Origin of the sequence: Candidatus Chloroploca asiatica, from assembly GCF_002532075.1 — a bacterium.
Taxonomy (GTDB): Bacteria; Chloroflexota; Chloroflexia; order Chloroflexales; family Chloroflexaceae; genus Chloroploca; species Chloroploca asiatica.
In genome coordinates this window covers 1-22,849 of sequence record NZ_LYXE01000140.1, presented here as the reverse complement: position 1 = coordinate 22,849, position 22,849 = coordinate 1, and the positions used below count along the sequence as shown (strand labels likewise).

Annotated in this window: 8 protein-coding genes and 1 pseudogene; 2 read left to right on the top strand and 7 right to left on the bottom strand. The window is 61.8% G+C overall.

Annotated features, from left to right (window positions below; genetic code table 11):
- Positions 1 to 37: 37 nt before the first annotated feature.
- Positions 38 to 685 carry a class I SAM-dependent methyltransferase gene (locus A9Q02_RS17870; protein WP_097654446.1) on the bottom strand — a complete coding sequence of 216 codons (648 nt, stop codon included), beginning with the start codon at positions 683 to 685 and terminating at the stop codon, positions 38 to 40.
- Between the two features lie 201 nt (positions 686 to 886).
- Entirely contained in the window at positions 887 to 3,409 is a 2,523-nt protein-coding gene (locus A9Q02_RS17865) for an ATP-binding protein (protein ID WP_097654445.1), read from the bottom strand.
- 178 nt (positions 3,410 to 3,587) lie between these two features.
- Between A9Q02_RS17865 and A9Q02_RS17860 the strand changes: the two genes are divergently transcribed.
- Positions 3,588 to 14,945 (top strand): FG-GAP-like repeat-containing protein, encoded by an 11,358-nt coding sequence (locus tag A9Q02_RS17860; RefSeq protein WP_097654444.1) that lies wholly within the window; start codon positions 3,588 to 3,590, stop codon positions 14,943 to 14,945.
- Positions 14,946 to 15,093: 148 nt separating this feature from the next.
- On the opposite strand, the gene A9Q02_RS17855 is transcribed toward A9Q02_RS17860, so the two are convergent.
- The 4 genes and pseudogenes from A9Q02_RS17855 to A9Q02_RS17835 all read right to left on the bottom strand — a co-directional run bounded on the left by A9Q02_RS17855 (position 15,094) and on the right by A9Q02_RS17835 (position 18,382).
- Complete coding sequence (locus A9Q02_RS17855; protein WP_245860657.1) at positions 15,094 to 15,660, bottom strand: recombinase family protein; 567 nt, start codon at positions 15,658 to 15,660, stop codon at positions 15,094 to 15,096.
- A gap of 19 nt (positions 15,661 to 15,679) precedes the next feature.
- Positions 15,680 to 15,886: pseudogene (locus A9Q02_RS25360) on the bottom strand (DinB family protein); the annotation flags it as partial.
- Between the two features lie 527 nt (positions 15,887 to 16,413).
- On the bottom strand, positions 16,414 to 16,662 hold the full coding sequence (locus tag A9Q02_RS17840; RefSeq protein WP_097654441.1) for a hypothetical protein: 249 nt from the start codon (positions 16,660 to 16,662) through the stop codon (positions 16,414 to 16,416).
- 514 nt (positions 16,663 to 17,176) lie between these two features.
- Positions 17,177 to 18,382, bottom strand: a complete 1,206-nt coding sequence (locus A9Q02_RS17835; RefSeq protein WP_245860659.1) for a trypsin-like serine peptidase — start codon at positions 18,380 to 18,382, stop codon at positions 17,177 to 17,179.
- 311 nt (positions 18,383 to 18,693) lie between these two features.
- Between A9Q02_RS17835 and A9Q02_RS17830 the strand changes: the two genes are divergently transcribed.
- A complete protein-coding gene (locus A9Q02_RS17830) occupies positions 18,694 to 19,569 on the top strand; it encodes a hypothetical protein (RefSeq protein WP_097654439.1) in 876 nt (291 codons plus the stop codon).
- Positions 19,570 to 19,601: 32 nt separating this feature from the next.
- Here the strand turns inward: A9Q02_RS17830 and A9Q02_RS17825 are convergent, their stop codons facing one another.
- The gene (locus A9Q02_RS17825; protein ID WP_097654438.1) at positions 19,602 to 22,658 is read right to left on the bottom strand and encodes a PAS domain S-box protein; all 3,057 of its coding nucleotides are present in this window, start codon (positions 22,656 to 22,658) and stop codon (positions 19,602 to 19,604) included.
- Positions 22,659 to 22,849: the final 191 nt, after the last annotated feature.

Below are 22,849 nucleotides of genomic sequence, written 5' to 3'. Positions count from 1 at the left end.
GGACCGGACGGCCCGTTGCTACACGTGGTGAGGAAGGTCAACCTAGCTCGGGCGCCGTCCCAACCAGCACTTCGCTCGGGAAACCACGCTGCACAACCACATGGTGCTCGACCGCAAAGCCAGCGGCGCTGAGCAGCGCCGTGAGGTGGAGTGGGCGACAGCCCCCGAGGCGACGCGGATCAAGCTGGTAGACGAGCTTCCATGCGGCAACGAAGATCCGACTCGCGAGGTTGGTGCCCTCGGTGAGCGAGACGAGCACGAGCCGTCCGCCCGGACGCAAGACGCGCCGGAACTCAGCGAGCACGAGCGGAATCTCGGCGAGTGGGATGAGGTCGAGCATGTAGGCGGAGAAGAGCCGGTCAAATTGGTGCGAGCGCAAAGGCAGCTGGATCGCATCACTCTGGCAGAGCGGGGTAGGCGCACGTTGCCGCGTCAGCTCGATCATGCTTCGTGCAAGGTCGCAGCCCACGACAAGCCCGTGCGCTCCGGTCGCCTGTTGGAGGGCAGCGTGCTCGACGCCGGTGCCAACGCCAACATGGAGCACGCGCTGGCCGGGTTTCACCGCCAGCAGCGTGAGTGCGAGCGCCTTGGCCCGCCCTTCGAAGCGGGCCGCCCGATCCAGGCGGGTACCAAGCTGGTCGTAGATCTTCCTCGCCTCACTGCGCGTGATCGTCGCTGAACGCATCCAGGGTTCCTCCCATCTTGTGATGATACTCAGTATAGCGCAGGCGAATGGGACGAAGACGAAGAGCCCTCGCAGTAGCTCAACCACACAGAACGCTGGCGATGGTGATAAGCTGGTTTGGTACACCGCTGTATCTTGACGATTGGTACTCGTGGCGATGTGCAACCGTTCGACGGCGAGTCTCAGCCTGCCCACCAGCCACTAATATGTATACTCGGCGAGCACTTGCGCCAATGATAGCATGCTGCCTGCTGCATAGTCAGCCTGCCAGGTTGGATGCACTGCGATCAAGGTGCGCACCTGCACACGTACATGCAAATCGTTCGGCTCGGTGCCTAGTTCATAGGAACGCTGCAGGTGCTCAGCGGCCCCGAGCAGTCGTGCGGCTTTAGGCACATTGCCCCGCTGTGCGGCGAGCAGCGCCAGACCAGCGATGGCATGGATGGTGATGTCGGCCAACCCTGACAGAGGGGAGCTGTGTATACTGGCACGGAACCAGTGCTCGGCTGTCGTTGCGTCACTCTGCTGGAGCGCCAGATATCCCAGGTTGCGCCGTACGCGGACGACGGCAAAGACCAGACCCTGGGCTTCATAGGTATTGAGGCTCTGGGTGAGTAACTGCATAGCCTGAGGGTAATCGCCGCTCGCAAGGGCGATCAGGCCCAACCCATCCTGCGACTCAGCGATGATCTCGGGTATGCCGATCTGTTCGGCAAGCACGAGAGCCTGTTGAAAAGTGGCCTCAGCTTGCGTGTAAGCGCACTGTAGACGCAGCGCATTGCTGAGATTAACAAGTATACCGGCGATCCGCACGTGATTACCACAGGCACGCGCATAGGTCATTGCGTCGTGAAAGCAGTTGATCGCATTGAGGTAATTGCCCTGAGCGACGTAGGTCATGCCCAGGTTGTTGAGGATCGTGGACAACAAAAAGGCATCACCGGTTGAGTGCGCCAGGGCGAGACTCTGTTGATGCAGTTCGACCGATTGCGCATATTTGCCAGGAATGCGTGCAAGGATGCCCGCGAGGTTGAGGCTGCGGGCGAGGCCAGTTGGATTGTCGCAGGCGCGAAAGAGGGCGATTGCCTGGTCGAGATAGGCATAGCAACTGGTGTCTGACTGTTGTGAGATGAGAAAGCTCGTGGCATAGTTGGCGCGTGCCTGGAGATCAAGATCGCCGGGCGGCGGATGCGCCACCAACGGTTCGAGCCAGCGGCGCCCTTCACTGAAGAGACCGCGTGTGCGCCAGTAGGTGAAGAGAGCGGTACTGATGCGCAACCCAGCCAGGCCACCGTCGTGGGCAAGCGACCAGGTGTAGGCGGCCCGCAGGTTGGGTAACTCGGCGTCAAGATGCACAAGCCAGGTCTGCTGTTCTGGGCCATCAAGAGCGACCTCGGCCTGCTCAGCCAGCTTGACGAAGAATGCGGCATGCCGGGCCTGTTGCGTTGCCAGTTCACCGCTGGCGCTCAGTTGCTCGAACGCAAAGGCACGCAACGTTTCCAGGAATTCGTAGCGATCATCTTTGACCTTCACCAATTGTTGTTCCACCAGTTGGGTAAGGGCCAGCGCGATGGGCATAGAACCATTGATGGTCTGCGCTGCGTGCCGTGTCCAGCCGCCCTCGAAAACACCTAGGCGATCAAAGATCTGGCGGGTCGCGGGATCGAGCAACTGGTAGCTCCACATGATCGCGCGATGGAGCGTGCGCTGGCGTTCGGGCAGATCGTGTGGGCCTTCAGTGAGGGCAGGCAGCAAGGGCGAAAGCTGGGCCAGGAGTTCAGCGGGTGTAAAACGATAACAACGTGCGGCAGCGAGCTCAATCGCAAGGGGGAGGCCGTCGAGACGGCGGCAGATCGTGGCCACTTCGGAAGCTGCATCGGCAAGTTTGAAGCTCGGACACACTGCGCCAGCGCGCTCGGCAAAGAGTTGCACGGACGGGGCCTGGACAATCGCCTCGGCCTGATCTGTTGCGGGCAAACCGAGCGGCTCGACCGCAAAGAGGCGTTCGGCACGCAGGCGCAACGGCGCACGACTCGTCGCAATAACCTGGAGCAGAGGGCAGAGTGCGAGCAATTCAGCCACATCGTGAGCTGACGCAAGCAGGTGCTCGAAGTTATCGAGGATGAGCAGGGTTGACTGATGATACAGGCGATCGGCGAGTTGATTGAGCAGGGAAGTTCCGGGCTGTTCCGTAAGCGCCAGGGCACGGGCAAGCGCGGGGAGCAATTGGGTCGGCTCGCTTAGTGAGGCAAGCGCCAGATAGACGACATGGTCGTCAAAGAGCGGGCGTACGTTGAGTGCGGCATGCTGCGCGAGGCGGGTTTTCCCAACACCGGGCGGGCCAAGCAGGGTGAGCAACCGTGTGCCGTCGCGCAACAGATGGCGTTGGATGGTGGCGAGCAGAACCTCACGCCCAAGCAAGGGATTAGGCGGCGCAGGTACCGCCCCTGGTGGGCGCGAGCGTGGTGCGTTGATGACAACGGTGCGGCTCGCGGGGAGTGGCACCGTGCTCGCGGGCAAAAAAGCCGCCTGCTCAGCCGGGGTAGCCTGGAGCAGATCGAGCACTTGCGGCAACATCGCCGGTGGCAACGTACGCTCGCCGCGTTCAATTTTGCGCACCAGCGAGAGCGAACAGGCAATCTGATCGGCAAGCGCCGCCTGAGTCAGACCGAGGGAAGTGCGGCGGCGGCGCACCCATTCACCAAAAACAGAGGAACGAACCATATGTTGCTAGTCATCCGAATTGTGTCACTTTTGTGTTACCTAAGTATAACAATAAACTGGTTTAATTGGGGAGGCAATTGCTTGCTACATTATGCAGGTATGCGCTTAACGGTAAAGACTGTGTTAAGAAGATGTTAGAAAGCAGAGTAAGTCGCTCTTATACCTTGAGGAAAAACCAATGCTGCTCGTTGCCTCGTCGCGTCGCCGCCATGCCCTGGTGCGCCTGGGACTCTGTCTCGTCCTCCTGATTACCGCAATCGCCCCTGTTCCGGCGCGGGCCAAAGCCGAGTTTGCGCGTTCTATAGGTGCCTATGACCGCGTGCAAGCGGCGCTTTCGGCCCAGGCGACCAACGAGCCAGCGGCGCTCAGTGCGCCGTTGAGCATTGCGCGTTCCCAATCAGCCGTGACCTTGGACGAAGCGGAGGATGGCCTAGTTACGCTGAGTTTTAGCGTGACCAATACTCTGCCGCCACTGGTCGCCCCGCCGGTCACCCCTGGGGCGACCTACACCGAGAGCATCCGCCTGGTGGCGGGCTTCAACCGGGCTGCTGATCCCAACACGGCGCACAGCGTGCTGCTGACCACGGCGCTGCCGACGGGCGTTCAGTTCGTGCGTGCCGTGCCTGCGCCCGAGCGCAACGGCTCCGCACTGGCCTGGGCGCTGGCAGATCTGCCGCCGCAGGCGACCCTGAGTGTGACCCTGACCGTGCGTGCCGCGGGCAGCGCTGGCCCGCTGACTGACGAGGCCCAGGCCTGGGCGATGCTGCATGGTCGTCCGGTGCAGGCTTCCTCGGCGCCGGTGGGGTTGGTGGCAGACGATCTGGCCCCCTGGCTCCAGCGCACCCCTGACGCGGATCACCTCGATCCCTTTATCGTGGCCCAGGCTGCGGCACTCGGGCACGATTCCACCCGGATTGTAGCCTTTGTCAATGGGCTCGGCTTTGAGCCATACGTGGGTTCGTTACGCGGCGCACGCGGCACGCTTTGGAGCGCAGCCGGCAATAGTCTCGACCGCACCAGCCTGTTGATCGCCCTGTTGCGGGCCAGTGGCGTCCCGGCGCGCTACCGTCACGGCAGCTTGTCCGATGAACGCGCCCGTGATCTGTTGGCGACGATGTTCCCGCCCGCGCTGGGCACGATTGGCACGATCCCACCCGGTACGCCGGTGAGTGACCCCAACAATGATCCGTTGCTGCTGAGCGAGACCCGCGACCATTGGTGGGTCGAGGCTTTCCTCCCCAGTCAGGGCTGGCGTGACGTTGATCCGGCTTTTGGCCTTGAACCGGGTCAAACCTTTGTGAGCACCGTCGCCACTGATGGGAGCGACCGCGTCGCCGAGCCGCCCGCCGCCCAGCGCCACACCGTTGATCTGCGGCTGCGGGTTGAACATTACAGCGTGTTGAGCAGCGCGGTGCAAGGTGGCCTCGAGTCGAGCTACCCGTTGAGTGTCACCCTGAATAGTTTTAGCCTTGTGGGCGAACCGGTCAATCTGGAACATCTGACCAACCAGCGCGCCCAGGGCGGGGCGCTCTTTTCCGGTCTGATTACGGACTACACCCCGAGTTTCATCATCGGGGACGAGGCGTTTGTTGGGCAGAACTACCAAGATTCCGTGACCAACTTCCCCTTGGCGACGCGGATCACGGTTGGGGTCTGGCTAGAGATTGTGACCCGTGGGCCTGACGGCACAACCGAGCGCCACGAACGGGCGTTGGCCGACCGGGCTGGCTTTGTGGCCCGTCGGGGTGGCTCGGTCGAACTCCCGGATCTCGGGCAAACCCCGATCATCAGTGAAGATCAGGTTTACTCGCTGCTGATTGCGCCTTCGACGGTTCCGCCCGAAGCGCTGAGCCGGGCGGCGGTCGGCAGTGATGCGATTGTGCGCGACAGTCAGGCCGGCTACGCCCTTGTGTCAGGGCTGCAAGGGGCCAGCGAACAGCAATTGACTGAGCGCATGCCCGAACTGCGTGCGGCGCAGCGCAATGTGCAAGCGGGCGTGCGGCTGAGCCAGGAGTTACTGCTGCTCCAGTTTGCCGCCGAGTCTGATTTTGCGACGGCGCGCCTGGGCGAGCAGTTGCGCGTGCGTCCGGTGCTGACGACGCCACGGGTGCTGATTGCCTCGTGGGAGACCCGCGATGACGTGGCCGAACTGCGGCTCGATCTGCGCAGCAACGAGCGCCGCACCATCGTCTACCCTGGACAAAGCTGGGAAGGGCTGATCGCCTTTAACCTGGCGCGCGGGTTGCTTGATGGCGAGTTAGAAAGCGGCGTGCTTGAGCGGCTGAGCGGGCGTCCGGTGGTTAGTGTTGCCAACATGCTGCGCCAAGCCGAGGCCGACGGCATCCCGTTGGTGGCCCTGAATACCGATCAACTCGATATGTTGGCGAATCTGCCGATCAGCGCTGAAGCCAAGGCCCGGATCACCGAGGCGCTGACCCGCAATCCAGCGCTGGTGGCGATCATGCCGACGCGCCCAGTGATGCTGGAGGGGCAAGCCCGGTTTGGTTGGCTCGAGATCGATCAGAACAATGGGCAGACCCGCGATGTGAGCGAAGATGGCATGCATGTCGCCCTGGTCGATTATGCCTTTCTTGCTGTGGGTATGGACACCAAATGGATGTTTGCGTTTATCGGCTTCTGGCACGGCTATTTTGCCTATGCCCTTAGCTTTGTCGGCGCGATCCTGAGCGAAATGCCAATTGCTGATGACGATTTGAAGGGCGCTTGGCAACGCGCTAGCGGTCGCGCCATGGCCATGGTTGACGAGATCATTAAGGGAATCAGCGATTCAGCGAAGAATTCGGGCAATGACGATGATCGCATTGATGCCTACCTGAATGGCACCGGCTTTGCGGGCAAAGGGGGCGATACCAACGAGGCCCTGATCATGCAGGGTGGCTTCAAAAATGGAGCTACGGTGGCTCAGCGCATCATCGATTCGCAAATCGATCCGCCTCTGCCGCGAGCGCTTGGCGATGTCGCACCCCGGCCCGCATCCGCCCCGCCCTTCGTCAGCGCGACCGTCAGCCCTGGGTCGCCTGCGCTCAGCGCGGGTTCCGTCAACGGGACGCTGACCACAGCGGGGCTGGCCCTGAACGGGCCGCCGGAGCGCACTGCGTTCTACGCGCCGGCGCTGGCTGGCCTGGGTGTGGGTGGGGACGGCGCGGCCTATGCGCTGAGCAACTTCGCCAGTACGGCGAACCTCTCGGTGCAGAACACGAGCCTGCGGCTGCCGCCCTTCACCGGGACGCTCCAGGTGGCTGGACAGCCGCTCGCGCCAAACGGCGGCCTTGCGCTGGTCAGTTTTACCGGTGAGTTGACGGTGCGCGAAGCCGATGCGTCAACCGATAGCGTGGGGCTGGAAGGCACCGCCACCGACCTCTTTACCCTGGGCCTGACCGCTCCGGCAGGGCCGCTGACCCCTGGCGAGGCGACAGCGCTGAATAGCGAACTGCGTGCCAGTTTCACCAGTTCCTTTACGCTGACCGTGGCCCCGCCGCCGGGATGGGCCGCTGAGGTTGCCGCCAACGGGCGGATCAGCCTGACCCCGCCGCTCGGTACGCCCGCTGGCGATTATGGGCTGCTGGTCTTCGCCGAAGCCCAACGCGCCCCCGGTTTGCCCGTCGCCGCGACCCAGCGCGTGACCGTGGCGGCCCGCGATGGCGTCACGCTGCGGGTTGCGCTCGATCCCCAGACGACGGTGCCCTGGGGGCCGGTGAATCCTGACGCACCCGCCACGGGCATCAACGATGGACGCATCCAGTTGAGTGATGCGGCATTTGTGGCGACCCTGACCAATGAGGCGGCGACCGCCCGCGAGTTCACGCTGAGCGTGGATGGGTTGCCTGCGGGGTGGCTGGTGCTGAGCGGGGCCGATAGCGCTGGGCAAACTCGCCTCCGCCTTCCAGCGGGCGCAATTGGTCAAGTGGGCTTTGCGATCTCGCCAACCCTGGAAATCCTGCCCCCCGCTGGCACGGCCTATCCCTTTACCGTGCGTGCCACCGCCACCGACAACCCCGCGCGCAGTGCCAGCGCCGTCGGCTCGTTTCGCATGCCCGGTCTGGCTTACAGCTACATCGAGGCGCAGCCCACAACGTTGGTCACCGCACCTGGTCAGGCGGCCCAATTTGACCTGACTGTGCAGAATGTGGGTAATGCAGCGGGCGGCTTTCCGCTCACGGCGACGCTTCCCGGAGCAGGCTGGCAACTTGCTGGACTGCCCCCCGTGACGAATGTCGGCGCGGGCGAGGTGGCGCGTTTGCCCATCCAGATTATGGCCCCGCCAAATGCGCCCACGAATCAGCGCGTGACGCTGAGCCTTGCGGCGCGCAGTGGCCCGTACACCCAGACCCTGCCCATCGAGGTGAGCCTGGTTGCGCCGGAGGCGATCTGCGTGTACACGGCGGCGAACGCGGTCACCGGTGCCCCGGCAATTGCCCTGCGCGAATTGGGTGCAGCCGTCAGCGCTTTGGCGAGTACGCCATCCGAGGCGCACCGTGAAGCGACGGCAAGCCAGTTGCGCTTGCTCGCCGATCTGGTGGCGGGTCTGCCTGGGGGCGGTTCGGCGGCGGGCGAACTGCGTGCCCGCGCCGCGCTGGTGCTAGAGGCAAATGACGCAGCCAGTCTGCAAGCCGCCCTTGCCGGATTGTGCCGCGAAATGGACACTTTGGGCACAGATTTGGCCCTGGCCCAGCGCCACGGGGCGAGCGTGCGCTTTGCGCCTGGAACCCTGGCGGCGTTGCCTGCTCAAGCCGTAAGCGCCGAATTGGTGCTGCGCAGTCAGGGCCGCGAACCCACCACCTACGAAGTCCGGTTCAGTGGTGCGCCCGGCCTCCCTGCGCCCCAAACCCTTCGCTTGGCCCCCGATGAAGAGGCGCGCCTCCCGCTGAGTTTCAGTTCAGCGGAAACCGGCTTCCTGAGTGTGCAGGCCGACCTCACGGCGGTTGATGCCAGCGGCGACCAACTCGGCTTTGCGACGAGTGCCAAACTCGGGGTGCAGGTCGTCACCGCCTTTGTGCGCGTGCTGCGGGTCGAGCTTAGCCCAGACTTTGTTGAAACCGGGGTCAGTTCGAGTACCGTGCGGCTCGAAGTCGCCAATCTGGTCGGCATGCCGCGTCCGGCGACGGCTGACCTGCGCCTGCTTGCCCCTGATGGCAGCACAGTCCGCACCCTCAGTGTGCCGTTGACGATTGTGGGTGGTGATCCGACGAGCTACACGCTGGGCACGCTCGATAGCTCCGCGCTCGCCAACGGCGTCTATACCGCGACGGTCGTGCTGCGCGATCCGGCTGGCGCTGCCATCCCTGGCGGCGATGGCTTTGGCTTCCTGACGGTTGGTGAAGGGTTAGCCGCCAGCGTTGACCTCGCCCCGCTGCTTGTCGCCCCTGGCAGCGCGGTGGTCACGACCAGCATTACCACCCAGATTCGCCAAGGTGCGGTGCTGGATCAAGCCGCCGTAACCGGCTTTGTGCCGGTAGCAGGGCCTGCGGCTGCGCCGGTCGTTGATGGGCGTGACACGCCCGCTGGGGTTTCGCGCCCGCAAGCCGACCCCAATGCCGATGAGGATTTGCGCCCGCAAACGGAACCCGCTGCTGAGGGTGATGCGCGCCCGCAAACCGACCCCGCTGCCGATGAGGATTCGCGTCCGCAAGGCGAGCCTGATCCTCAGGACGAGGCGCGCCCGCAAACCGACCCCGCTGCCGATGAGGATTCGCGTCCGCAAGGCGAGCCTGATCCTCAGGACGAGGATCGGCTGAACGTGATTCGTCCGGCCTTCATTGGCCCTGGCATCACCCGTTATGAAGAAAACGATGCCACGTTTAGCGCCAGTGGCACATGGGACTCCACGGGGCTTTCCCATGCCAGCGGCGGTAACAGCACCCAGTCGCGCACGGCGGGTGATGTGATCAGTGCCACCCTGACCAGTGCATGGCTGCATTTGGGGCTGGCGACCGGGCCATCCTACGGGCGTGCCGAGGTGCTGATTGACGGGGTCAGCCAGGGCGAAATCGATCTCTACAGCCGGGTGAATGGGCTGCGCAGCGTGGCCTATGCGAACCTCGGCCCCGGCCCGCATACGATCGAAGTGCGGGTGCTGGGCAGCCGTAACCCACTGTCAGGTGACAATTGGGTCAACCTGGATTACCTGGATGCGTGGGACGGGACGTCCATGCCCGAAGGCACATTCGAGGAAACCGATCCACGGGTGGGCCTGAGCGGCTCGTGGTTCACGCGCTCCGACGGCGAACCGAGCGGCGGCAGTTATCTCAATGGCTACACGGATCTGGCCAGCGCGTGGTTCCCCTTCACCGGCGACAGTGTCGGTGTGCAATTGATGGTTGGCCCGAACTACGGGCGAACCCATGTGCGCGTGGACGGTCAGAGCCTGGGGTTGGTTGATCTGCGCGCCGACACCGTCGCGCCCAAGGTCTTCGCCTTCGAAGGTTTGGGTGACGGGCCGCATGTGCTCCAGATCGAGCAATACCGCGACGATGCAACCCTGGATGCGATCACGGTTCCCGGCAGCGCACCCTTCTACACGCCACCGGTGCCGACGGGTGTTATCCGCTACGAAGAAGACGACCCGGCGTTGCGCTACAACGGCCAACCGCTGGCGACGACGGCGCGCAGTTGGGGTGTCGAGTGGCTTTCCCATGTCAGCGGCGGCAGCATGACCACCTCGCGCACGGCGGGTGACGTGATCAGTGCCACCCTGACCAGTGCATGGCTCCATTTGGGGCTGGCGACCGGGCCATATTACGGGCGCGCCGAGGTGCTGATTGACGGGGTCAGCCAGGGCGAAATCGATCTCTACAGCCGGGTGAATGGGCTGCGCAGCGTGGCCTATGCGAACCTCGGCCCCGGCCCGCATACGATCGAAGTGCGGGTGCTGGGCAGCCGTAACCCACTGTCAGGTGACAATTGGGTCAACCTGGATTACCTGGATGCGTGGGACGGGACGTCCATGCCCGAAGGCACATTCGAGGAAACCGATCCACGGGTGGGCCTGAGCGGCTCGTGGTTCACGCGCTCCGACGGCGAACCGAGCGGCGGCAGTTATCTCAATGGCTACACGGATCTGGCCAGCGCGTGGTTCCCCTTCACCGGCGACAGTGTCGGTGTGCAATTGATGGTTGGCCCGAACTACGGGCGAACCCATGTGCGCGTGGACGGTCAGAGCCTGGGGTTGGTTGATCTGCGCGCCGACACCGTCGCGCCCAAGGTCTTCGCCTTCGAAGGTTTGGGTGACGGGCCGCATGTGCTCCAGATCGAGCAATACCGCGACGATGCAACCCTGGATGCGATCACGGTTCCCGGCAGCGCACCCTTCTACACGCCACCGGTGCCGACGGGTGTTATCCGCTACGAAGAAGACGACCCGGCGTTGCGCTACAACGGCCAACCGCTGGCGACGACGGCACGCAGTTGGGGTGTCGATTGGCTTCCCCAGGCCAGCGGCGGCTACATGGCCACCTCGCGCACGGCGGGTGACGTGATCAGTGCCACCCTGACCAGTGAGTGGCTGCATTTGGGGCTGGCGACCGGGCCATTCTATGGTCAGGCCGAAGTCCTGATTGATGGAGTCAGCCGCGAAAGCATTGACACCTACAGTGAATCACCCGGCCTGATCAGCCGCATCTACCGCGACCTAGGCCCCGGCCCGCATACGCTTGAAGTGCGCGTGCTGGGAACAAGCAACCCACTGTCAGGCGACAATTGGATCGGTCTGGATTACCTGGATGCGTGGGATGGCACCGACGCGCCCACCGGCCTATTTACCCACGAGTCTGAGCGGGTCTTCCGCAGCAGGGACTGGGACATGGTTGCCAGCGCACGGGTGCCCGGTGGCAGTTTCATCGAAGACGGCAGCAGCGCCTGGTTCCTGACCACGGGCGACGAAGTCACCCTGATTGGCGCAACCAACCCCGCCGACGCCAATGGCCCGGCTCAGGTCGAGGTCTGGGTTGATGGGGTGAGTCGCGGGCCACTCGATCTGAGCTACGCTTTTAGTCGTTCGCCGCTACCGCTGCGCCTGACGGGGCTGGGCGCAGGGCCGCACGTCATTCAGATCACCAATTTGCGTCGTGGCGGCCTGGTTGGCTTCGACAGTTCGGCGACGCCCTTCGTGGGCATACCGATGGTCGAGTGGTCCAGCGACGTGCCCGCGAGCAACGACGGGTATGTTATCACAACTATCAGTGCTGGCGATCTAACTGGTGATGGGAGCGTCGAATTAGCGCTCAGTTCAGGCAACGGGAACCTCTACATCTACCGGGGCGACGGTCAGGATGCGGGCGACGGGACTCCGATCATCTGGCAACGCGAGGTCGGGCTAGGCGATACGCCGGCGCTGGTTGACCTGGATGGCGACGGCCTGGTCGAAGTGATCGTCGGCAGTGACCGGGGCGTGTTTGCTTTTGCCCACGATGGCACGCCGTTATGGTCAAACAGCGAAATCCGCCCCCATACGGTAAAGTTTCGAGATTATGTGTTTGAGTCGCTGGGGTGGGGTGGGGCCGCCGTGGCGAACCTTGATGCTGATCCCGAGGCCGAGATTGTCGCGGTCGGGCATCTGGATGTCAGGCCGAACCCTGGGGTGGAAAGCCAGCGTCTGCTCGTCTTCAAGGCTGACGGCACGGTCGCAGCCCGTTACGATCTGCCGATCAGTGAATTCCAATTCACGGCCACGCCGCCGCTGCTCGCCGATCTGACCGGCGACGGGCGACCCGAGATCCTCGTCGGTCAGCGCAACATCCTGATAGCGCTCAGCTACGCCAACGGCACGCTCAGCGAGTTGTGGCGGCGCACGACTACGATTACGTATGGACTATGGGGCGAAGGCACCTGGGGATCGCCAGCAGTTGGCAATCTTGACGGCAACCAGCCCGGTGGCGACCCCGATCCCGAAATTGTAATGGTTTGGGACACCAAGATCGAACTGCTCAAAGCCGATGGCAGCCTGGTCTGGAGCTACGACGCCGGTCAGCGCCTCAATCCTGGTTCGGTTTCGCTTGCCGATGTGGATGGCGACGGCGAAGTCGAGATCGTCACCGTGATGAAGCGCCCATGGCCCGCCGACGAACAGGACATCATCGTGCTCAACGCTGATGGCAGCTTGCTCTGGACTCAGCCCGTGTTTGATCGCACAACCTCCTCCTCAGGGGTTACCGTGATGGATCTGGACGGCGATGGTCGCTATGAGGTGGTCTGGAATGGGGCTGGCACCGGGTTGGCGATTTTCCAGGGTAGTGATGGCACGCTGCTCTTCAACGAGCCGCTGATCAATTCGGGGACGGTCAACGATTATCCGATCATCGCCGATGTGGACGGTGATGGTCAGGCCGAGATCATTGCGGGTGACAATGAGGGTTTCTACGTGGTCGGCTTTAGCGACTGGGGTTCGGCCCGCCCGCTTTGGAATCAGTACAACTATCACATCACCAATATCAACGACGATCTGACCGTGCCCTTCAGTGAGCCTGAGAGTTGGCGCGTTCACAACACCTACCGCACCCAGTCGCCGCTACAGAACCCTGTCCCGGTCTACACTATTGATCTGACCCACACCTTACCCGTCAGTGGCGTGATCCCGTTGGAGCCAAGTTTCTCAAATCCGCCGCTCACCCCGGCCCCAGACCTGGCATGGCGCTACCGCCAGGAAGGCTTCAGCCAACCGACGCGCACCACGAGTTTCGCCACAAGCCTACCCGATCTGCGCCCCGGCGAGGTGCGGGCGGTCAGTCTGGGCACCGAAGTCAGCTACGCCTTGCCCAGCGGGCGCAACACCCTGCGCTTTGATCCACTCTACGTCACGGCGGCGCGCCTCATTACGGTGCGCCCGCTCGCCGACGAGGTTGCGCCGGGGGGCCTTGCCAGCTACGAAGTTACGCTGCACAACGCTGGCCCGACCACGAATTACAGCCTGGCGGTGCTTGGGCTACCCCCTGGATGGGCCGATCTTCCGGCCAGCGTCGAACTGGAGAGCAACAGCACCGTAACCCTGACTTTGCGCCTGAACGTGCCGGCGGATACGGCGCTTGAAGTCTATCCCTTTGTGGTCACGGCGACGACCGACGCTGGTGTCCAAGATCAGGCCCCGACGACGCTCACGGTCAGTGGGTCGCGCTTGCAGCTTGAGCCCAGCCTGCGCGAAGCGCGCTTTGGGCAGGTCGTCACCTACACCGTCACGCTGGACAATCCCACTGCGTCAGCCCAGGACTACGCTCTGCGTACCAATGGGCTGGAGGGCAACGGTGTCGCGCTGCCTGCGACGCTGAGCGTACCTGCCGGAGCCGAACGCGCCTTCACGCTGACTGTGACCGCGACGGGCTTGGCTGGCCTGGCACCCTTTAGCGTCGAGGCGCAAGCGAGCGATGGCAGCCTGGCGGCAGGCACTGCGGCCCTGAACGTGATCGGCGGCCCTGCTGTCACCAGCGCACTCAGTCCTGCCGAGGCCCACACTGGCCCTGGTGCAATCGCCGCCTTGACGCTGACCGTGACCAATCTAGGCAGCATGGCCGACAGCTACCGCTTCACGCTCGAAGCCCCGACGGGTTGGCAGGCCGTGCTCAGCGCCGATGCTGAACCCGTGACCAGCCTGCGCCTACTGCCCGTGCTCTTCAATCGCGCAACGCTGCAACTGGCGGTGACGCCACCGCCTGGCACGCTGCCAGGGCGCTACCCAATTCGCGTTCGCACCACCTCGGCCCTGAGTAGCGCCGCCGTAAGTCTTGCCGAGGCAACGGTCGTGGTGAGCGAACGGGGCGTGGGGGTAGCGATCAGCCCGGCGTCCGCCACGCTCGCGCCTGATCAGGCCCAAACCTGGACGGCGCAAGTGACCAATCTTGGCTCCACAGCCGATAGCTTTGCGCTCACCTTGGGGGGCGTCTTGGCCGCCAACGCACGCCTCGAACCGGCCCAGGTAACGCTGGACGCGGGGGCCACGACCCAGGTGCAGGTGCAGGTTGAACCCTTGCCCTTCCTGCCGCCGGGCGGGCTGTCCTTCGCTGTGACGGCGCGCTCACAGGGCGACCCGACGGTCAGCGCCGCAGCCACCGCCCGTGCCAACGTCCTTGGCTTCAACGGCGTGGCGCTCAGCCTCAGTCCTGAAGCCATGCCCCTACCTAGCAGTGGCGAGGTGCGCCTGCTCGCGGTGATCACCAACACCGGCAATCTGGATGCAATCTACGACCTCCAGGCCGAGAGCAACGCGGCCTCGTGGCAAACCACGCTCGATCCTGCGGTTGTCTTTGTCCCCGCTGGACGTGCCGTTGCCGTTCTGCTGAGCGTTAGCCCATCCTCGCGCTCAGGCCCAGAGCACCAGATCTTCCCGCCCTTGATCGCTACCAGCGCAACCAGTCCCCCCTCAACCTTGCGTCTGCGTAGCAACCCCGCGCCCCTCACGCAGACACCCATCACCGTACGGGTACGAGCAGTGGTGCGGGGCGACACCGCCAGCGCCGAAGCTAGTGCATTGCTGGAGGCAGCCACACCCGTCAGCAACGAGCGCGTCTACCTGCCGCTGGTGCGGCGCTAAATGTTGTGCATACATACCCCCTCAAATACCACCGCGGTGGTATGCCATGCGTGCCGTCGGGTGCTATCATCGTGAGGCGCGGGAGCGTTGAGCATCATCGAATGCTGGCCCCGCACCATACGGGAACCTGCCACGCAGGAGCGCGAAGTTAGTGGAGGTTATGAGGTTTCCCGCCGTTAGAACGGCGCGCATAGTAGAGAACAGCCTGTATCTGGCCGTCCTCATCTTGTGGGTCATCCACTTTCTCGCCTTGTATCGCGCTCTCCGGGAGACGAGCCTCACGCCTGCTCTCTTCGGGAGTCGTGTACTTGACGCTGGGCAGGCGATGGCCTCGCTGATTCATCGCATCAGCGATATCGCCATAGGAATACTGGCCCGTTGCGTAGAGGCGAAAGATCTCGCGCACAACTTCGGCGTCATCGGAGGGGACGAGCACACCCTGATCGTCTTTGCGATAACCAACCGGCACCGGGCCGACGGCTTTCCCTTGCCGGGCTTTTTCGCGATGGCCTTTGCGCGTCTCTTCACCCAGGTTCCGGCTGTAATACTCGGCGAAGGCCGCGAGATTGGCCAGCATCACGCGTCCTATTGGCGTCGAAAAGTCGATCTGCTCGTTGACGGACACAAAGGTCACGCCGTGACGCTCGAACTCTTCGATCGTCTGTAGCAACAAATGGGCACGCCGAAAGAAGCGGTCGAGCTTGTGCACGATCACGGCAGTTCGCTCCGCTCAGGCGACTCCGCCAGACCCAGGTCGCGCTCACCATGTGAACCAGAACCTGACGGAGGCTGCCAAGCCCCTGGAGTGGGGTCGCGTCAAGGGCTGCCGGGGCAAGATGCGCAGCGGTCGCGAAGACGCGGCCCGAGGCCCACGCATCGTAGGCAAAAAGGGTGTGGAGGTAGACCAAACGCACCGGCGCGGGTTGCTCAACTTGGGACATACGGATCTCCTTGCCATGGTCACCTGAGAAGCTAGCGCACGCCAGCAAGCGCACGGGGAGGCCATCGGATTTCTCCCCAACGAATTGCGTGAGCAGACGTGCGAGGCGATACACCCCATCAACGCCTCCCGCGCACGCAGGGACGCCACCACGGTGATGCGCTGAGCAGCGTATCACCGCGGTTGCGATGAACGGGCAATGAGTTCCAGGAAGAAGACCGTGGATACGCAGCCGGTGGCGAGCTATCAGGCCATAGCCTCCACCCCTGACCCGGATGAAACGGGAGCGTGGTGGTCAACAGCCTTGCCGCGAAGCTGAACCAGAGCAAGACGGTCGCATGGCCCCAGGCTGCGCGATGGAACCCGGGCCGACGAAGTCATAGCCCGAACGTGTGACGAAGCGCAGTGTCTACCCTATATTGAGCCAAGCCTGTACCCAAATTCGTCGCTTGGACAATCACAACGGGACGTGTTTTGGTGGTGCGCAGATCGGCGTTGGGAAAAAGCACCAGAACCACATCGCCACGTTTATATCTGCTGCTTGGCCGTGTCGTAGTCATTGTAAACGTCCATCTCAGGCTGATCCCAATCCGCAGCAAACACGGCAAGACGGGCGCGCAGGTCGGCTGCCTGTGCTTGATCAAGATCGTAGGCGGCGAGATCAAGCCCAACGGGCAAGATGGTCACGAATACAGGTGTCTCGTTTGCAATCTCATCCCCGTGTTCAACGAGTTCTATCTTGCCATTGCGAAACACGCCCTGAAGTGTGCGGAACATACGATCCTCCTTGTGTCTGCTCGTATGCTAGCAGAGCAAGGACAGAAGCGCACGTGAGAGACACCCCCAATCACTACCAATGTTCTATTATCCATCGTCATTTGCTCATTTGGCTCCATGTTGGCTCCATGAGCAGGGGCGTATGGAATTCACCGCACGAGCTACAAGCAACAAGAAATGTTTACAGTTGCCCCTACCGCTTTAATGAGGTCACTTCTGATTGAACGGCTGACACGCAGTTTAGGAAACTGCTGCGAGCCTATCCATAGCTGTGCGTAGCTGTCAGTGTCTGGCTTTCTGATGCGATCCGCTGCTCACAGCCGTCTGCCCACATCCAGCGCTATGTTTTGGTTAGGCTGTCAATTGGCTGTCAAGAAATTTCTAAAAACCGTAGCATCATCTCACCGTTCGCTTATTTTGAGAACCGGTTCGTGAAATTTCCCCACCAGCGGGTCAAAACGGACCATTTGGAGTGCGCTGTGCCCCACTTAGCGGCTGATTCAGCGGAAACGTTTTACACTTCCCGAAATCGTGTAGCCTCAAGTGGGGAATGGTCTGCAAATCGGAGCCGCTTTTCGGTTCCCAGTGGGGATGCAATTTCATTTAGCGCCCAAAAAATAAGCGAACGGTAAGGGGTACGTTGGACTTCCATAATTTCCTCATACAAGTCTCGTCGTTGATGCTGGATGTTCTGCATAATTGAACGTAAGGCGATGCCTTCACCATATGTGGTGTCGGGCGTGGCACCGTGGTGCATGGCAACGACGCGCCAACGGGGGCGTACCAAGACCGCTGAGCCACTCGTGCCTTCGGTCGTGGGGTTGGTGTAGTGCAGACGCTGGTCGTTAGCAAGCCGTCGCACAAAGTGTCCATCGGCGCCCTGGCTTGGCTGGCCGCGTGGGTGCTGCATGATGTAAAGTTCACTGATCGCCGTCAGCGGGGCTTCGGGTTCAATGATCAGTGGCTGACGTTGCGCCAGGGGGTGATCAGGGCGATCACGCAGGCGCACCAGGGCATAATCGAGGCCACTGCTGTTACGTTCGGCACATTCGATGCGTTCGAGGATGTAGTCGGTGCCTGCCCCAACTTCGGTGAAGTTGAACGTCAACAGACAATGCTCTACCTGAGTGTCAACATCCTTCGTACGTGCTTTGTCTTCAAACATACCTCGTCCATGCACGACATGCCAGCAGGTCAATGCCAGGTCAGGCGTAATCAGCCAGGCTGTGCCCGTACTCCGTTTCGGCTTGAGTTGCCCACGCTCAAACTGGCCGATACTGACCAGCGCCACGGCATCGGCACAGGTGAGCAGCCGTTGCGCTTCAACCACCGGGAGCATCGGCGCATTCAAGCGTCCAGATTCGACTACCGTGCTTTCTGACAGTGTCTCGCCCGAAGCGGGTGGCGTACCAGTAAAGCGCTCTGAAGTTGCGGATTGCACTCGGTTGAGGGCGGCGAGAATGTGGGTGGCGAGGCGCTCAATGGCGTTGTGGACGTCAGGGGAGTTCATGGCGGCGTGACGCAATGCGGTCCAATCTTCGGCGGTACGGGTGGCAATGGCTGCGGCAAGTGGGTCAGTATGAGGGGGTTGGCGTCTGGGCGTCGGGAGATAGAGGAGGGGCAGGATCAGGTCGTTGCGGCCTAACTGGCACTCGCGCTCGAGAAAGAGCGTGAGTTCTTGACGGCAACGGGAATCGGTGAAGTAGCTCGGCGTGATCACTGGCAAGAAGAGATAGACGTTGGCAAGCGTTGCCGCTACTTCTGTGTCATTCTGTTGCCCCCACTGTATATCCTGATGGGGCTGAAAGATGAGAAACTGCTCGCCCTAGGCGTGTACGTAGGGCGGGTGCAACGTCCCAGTAGGGTTCGATAGTGTCCGCAGATGACGCAGATGGCGCAGATGCGGACGCTCTAAATCTGTGTCATCTGCGGACAATCAGGAAGACTTTTGCAGCAGCCCTGCTCGAAGTGGTGGTTTACTGGGAAATGGTACAATGTACACTACTCGCCTGCATGAGCCCAAGGACATCTATGCGCTGGTTTAATGTGGCTGGCCCTTGCCGCCCCAATATTCACTACATGCTGCCGCCGCTGGCGCGGCTGCCTGAGCTTGAGCGCCTGATTGTCCAGCAGTCGTACTTCGTGCTGCACGCCCCGCGCCAGACCGGTAAGACCACCGCGATGCTGGCGTTGGCCCAGGCGCTGACGGCGAGCGGAGACTGGACGGCGATCATGCTCTCGGTCGAGGTGGGGGCACCCTTTTCGGCGACGCCAGAACAGGCCGAGGTGTCGATCTTGCGTTCGTGGCGCGAGGATGCGCTGCTGCGCTTGCCGATGGAACTGCAACCGCTAGATGCACATCAGGGTCTGGTGCTGGCCAACCCGATCTATGCGGCGGTCATTCCGCGCACGCTGACCTTCACGACGCGCTCGTTCTTTCCGCCGGTGGCACCGACATGGATCGGGCCAGATGGGCAGCTTGAGCCAACCCGGTTGCTGGAGGCCTTTCTCTCCTTCTGGCGGCAGCACGGGCAGCCCCTGTTGGGCACGACCAGTTACCACGAGATCGCGCCCCACCTCGTATTGATGGCCTTCCTCGATCGGGTCGCCAATGGCGGCGGGCGTGTCGAGCGCGAGGCTGCGGTGGGGCGCGGACGGCTCGATTTGCGCCTGGAGTTTGGTCACGTCATCCTGCCGATTGAGGTGAAGGTCTGGCGGGAAGTCAACCCCGACCCTCAGACCGAAGGGTTGGCCCAACTCGATGGCTACCTGGCCGGGCTGGGCCTGGACACTGGCTGGCTGGTGATCTTCGACCAGCGCCCAGGGCAGCCACCCATTGCCGAACGCACCAGCGCGACCAGCGCCACCACGCTGAGCGGGCGAATGGTGACGTTGGTGCGGGGGTGATACCATTCTATTCTATGCAAGCTAGAAAGACGTCAACCCGTGGGGGTCAACAGGCGGGCAATCAGGGCGGCAAGTTGCCTCATTTTGACGGGCTTGCTGAGATAGTCAGTGGCGCCAGCGGCGAGACAACGCTCGCGGTCGCCGGTCATTGCTAGGGCTGTGAGCGCAATGATCGGCACGGTGGCGAAGCGTGGATCCGCCCGCAGGCGGCGGATGGACTGCAAGCCATCCATCACCGGCATGTGAATGTCCATCAGAATAAGGTCGGGCGTATGCGCCTGGGCGCGTTCGATCGCTTCCTGTCCATTGGTCGCTGTGATGATGCTATAGCCAAGGTTGCTCAAATAATCGCTCATAGCGACGATGCTTATGGCTTTGTCTTCCACCAACAGGATCGTTCCTGAGCATGGTGGCGGTTGGGCTGATGCCTGCCTGGAGGGTGCTGCTTCCGATTGGTGTGGCTCTGTTTTTCCTCCGCCTCCTGTGAGGTCGTCGTCCCAGGGCAGGCGCACGGTAAAGGTACTGCCCTGGCCGACTTCACTCACGACCTTGATACTGCCGCCATGCAGTTCGACCAGATCCATGACCAGCGCTAACCCCAGACCTGAGCCTTCATGCGCCCGTGCCAGGCTGCTATCAACCTGGGTAAAGGGCTTAAACAGACGCTTCATATCGGCGGCGGCAATGCCGATGCCTGTATCAATTACGGCAAAATCAATCGTCTGACGTTCCGCATCGCCCCTGACTTGCAGCGTAACCTTGCCCCCAGAGGGCGTAAACTTGACCGCATTGCTGAGCAGGTTGATCAAGATCTGTTTCAACCGCCGCCCGTCGGCCGTCATCGTCACAACCTGCGGGTCGAACTCGTATGCGAGGTTAAGGTCTTTCTTTAATGCCGGTTCCTTCATGAAGATCAGGCTAGTCTCGCAGATCTCCCCAACGAGAATCGACTCGAGGTGCAACTCCAGCTTGCCGGCTTCGACCTTCGAAAGGTCGAGGATATCATTGATCAAACTGAGCAGATGCCCGCCGCTCGACTCGATGTTCGCGACAGCACGACGCTGGCGTTCGTTTAGCGGGCCACGGATCTCTTCCAGCAAAATTTCAGCCATGCCGAGGATGCCATTCAGGGGCGTGCGTAGTTCGTGGCTCATAGTGGCCAGAAACTCATTCTTGGCTTGCGAGGCTTTGTGCAACGCGGCGTTCGCCACGCTCAACTGGTCACGGCTGAGGCGCAGAGCCACTTCAGCCTTCTTGCGCTCGGTATTGTCAAAGACAACCGAGCGGCTCATCAGGAATTGTCCGGTAGCGTCTTTGATCGCGGTGGCATTGATCAGCGTGGGAAAAGTGGAGCCATCTTTGCGGATGAGGGTTACCTCTGCGTTTTGCATCCAGCCGCGCTGTTTGAAAACGGGGAACTCATGCGTGAACACTTCCAGCGTTTCTGGTGTAAAGAGGTCGGTCATCGAGCGGCCCAGCAGTTCCTCACGGCTATAGCCCAGCCAATCCAGTTCGGTTTGGTTTATCATAACAATGCGCCCTTCGGCATCCAGCGAATGGTAGCCGACCGGCGCATGATCGTACAAGTCTTGCACCTCTGCGGTGCGCTGCTGAACGCGTTGTTCCAGTTCTTCGGCAAGGTGCCGGTAGCGTTCTTCGCTCGCACGCAGGGCCGCTTCCGCAGTTTTGCGCTCGGTAATCACTTCAGAGAGGAAGATGAGACCGCCAATCTCATCGTTCAATTCATACCAGGGACGAATCTCATAGCGCACCCAGTCGATCGTTCCATCAGCACGTAGCAAGCGATCATTCGCCTGAATTTCGACGTCACCTGCGAGGCAACGCTGATGAATCGCCCGGTGTTCGTCGGTCATTTCTGGAAAAACATCGTAATGCGAGCGCCCTGTCACATCTAGTTCGCCGAGGCGGTAATCGATCAGATAACGCTGGCTGGCGATAATGTAACGCATATCGCGGTCGAACATCGCGATCGCTGCCGGGGTGTGGGCGACGAACAGGCGCAGCAGTTGCTCATTGCGCTGCAGTTTTTGTTCGGCCTGCTTCCGTTCGGTAATATCCTGGATCAGTCCTGAAAGCGCGAGCGGGTTGCCAGCTTGATCATATTCCAGCTTGCCGTAATTCGTAATCCAGCGCAACTCGCCTGAAGCCGTGAAGATACGATATTCGCGGCTCGGGACACTCTTCTGCGCTAAGGCCTCTTGCAACACATTGAGGGCCAGTTCCCGATCCTCGGGGTGAAAATACTCGATGAATCTGCTTAAGGTTTCTTCAACCTGATTTGTCCCAATAATCTGCGCGGCTTCGGGCGACCAGAAGATACGCTGGGTTGGAAGATGATACCGCAAGGTACCCATACGCGCCGCAACCAGGGCGGCGCTCAATTGGGCATGGCTCTGCTTCAAGGCCGCCTCGCTCTGTTGCTGAATGAGGAGACTGCCAATCTCGACGGCGATGATCGCCAGCGCCTGATATGCTTGTTCGGGAATAGCACAATGGAGATGCGAGGCAACATTCAAACAACCCAGCACCTGCCCGCGGTGTTCCAGCGGAATGGCAGCCATGGCCCGCAACCCCTCGGCACGCTGATCATTCTGGGAAGCCATCTCGGCGGCGGTGAAACAGACTCCTGTCCCACGCAGCATAAGCTGGGCATTGGGGGTATCTTCGGCAAAATGAGCTACTGCCTGCACAAAAGCCGGGCTCAGGCCTTGATGCGCGACAAGTTCAAAGGCTCGATTGTCGGCATTGAACAGGTAGAGCCCACCGCAATCCAAGCCCGAGACAAGAATGGCAGCCTGCAGGCACGTCGTCCAGACCTCTGCTTCTGGGGCATCCTGGGCGATCAAGCGCGCCAGGTCGCGCTGGGCAGTCATCAGCACTGCGGCCTGCTCGTGTTCGGTCGTAGCTGGGGCAGCTGTGGGCAAAGGTTTATGTTGCGACGCACCTTCAGGGCGCAGGGTGGTGCTTGACTGACGTTCGGTTGCGATCAGCGCTTCAAGTTCAGCAATCCGTGCGAGCGCCTGTTCCAATGCAGCGTGAAGCTCTGCGGGGGAGATGTGAGTAGCCATGTACGAATCCGATCTCTGTTGGACACAGGATAGGGGGATATTGGAAACATGCAACTCACCTTCTATTATAAGCTTCGCGTCAATGATGGTCGAGGGTGGTGCATGGCTTTCAGCAGGGCGATTGCATCATACGAAATCGGATACAACGGGGCACCCGCAAGGGGTACCCGTACCGGGGCGGGGCACCCGCA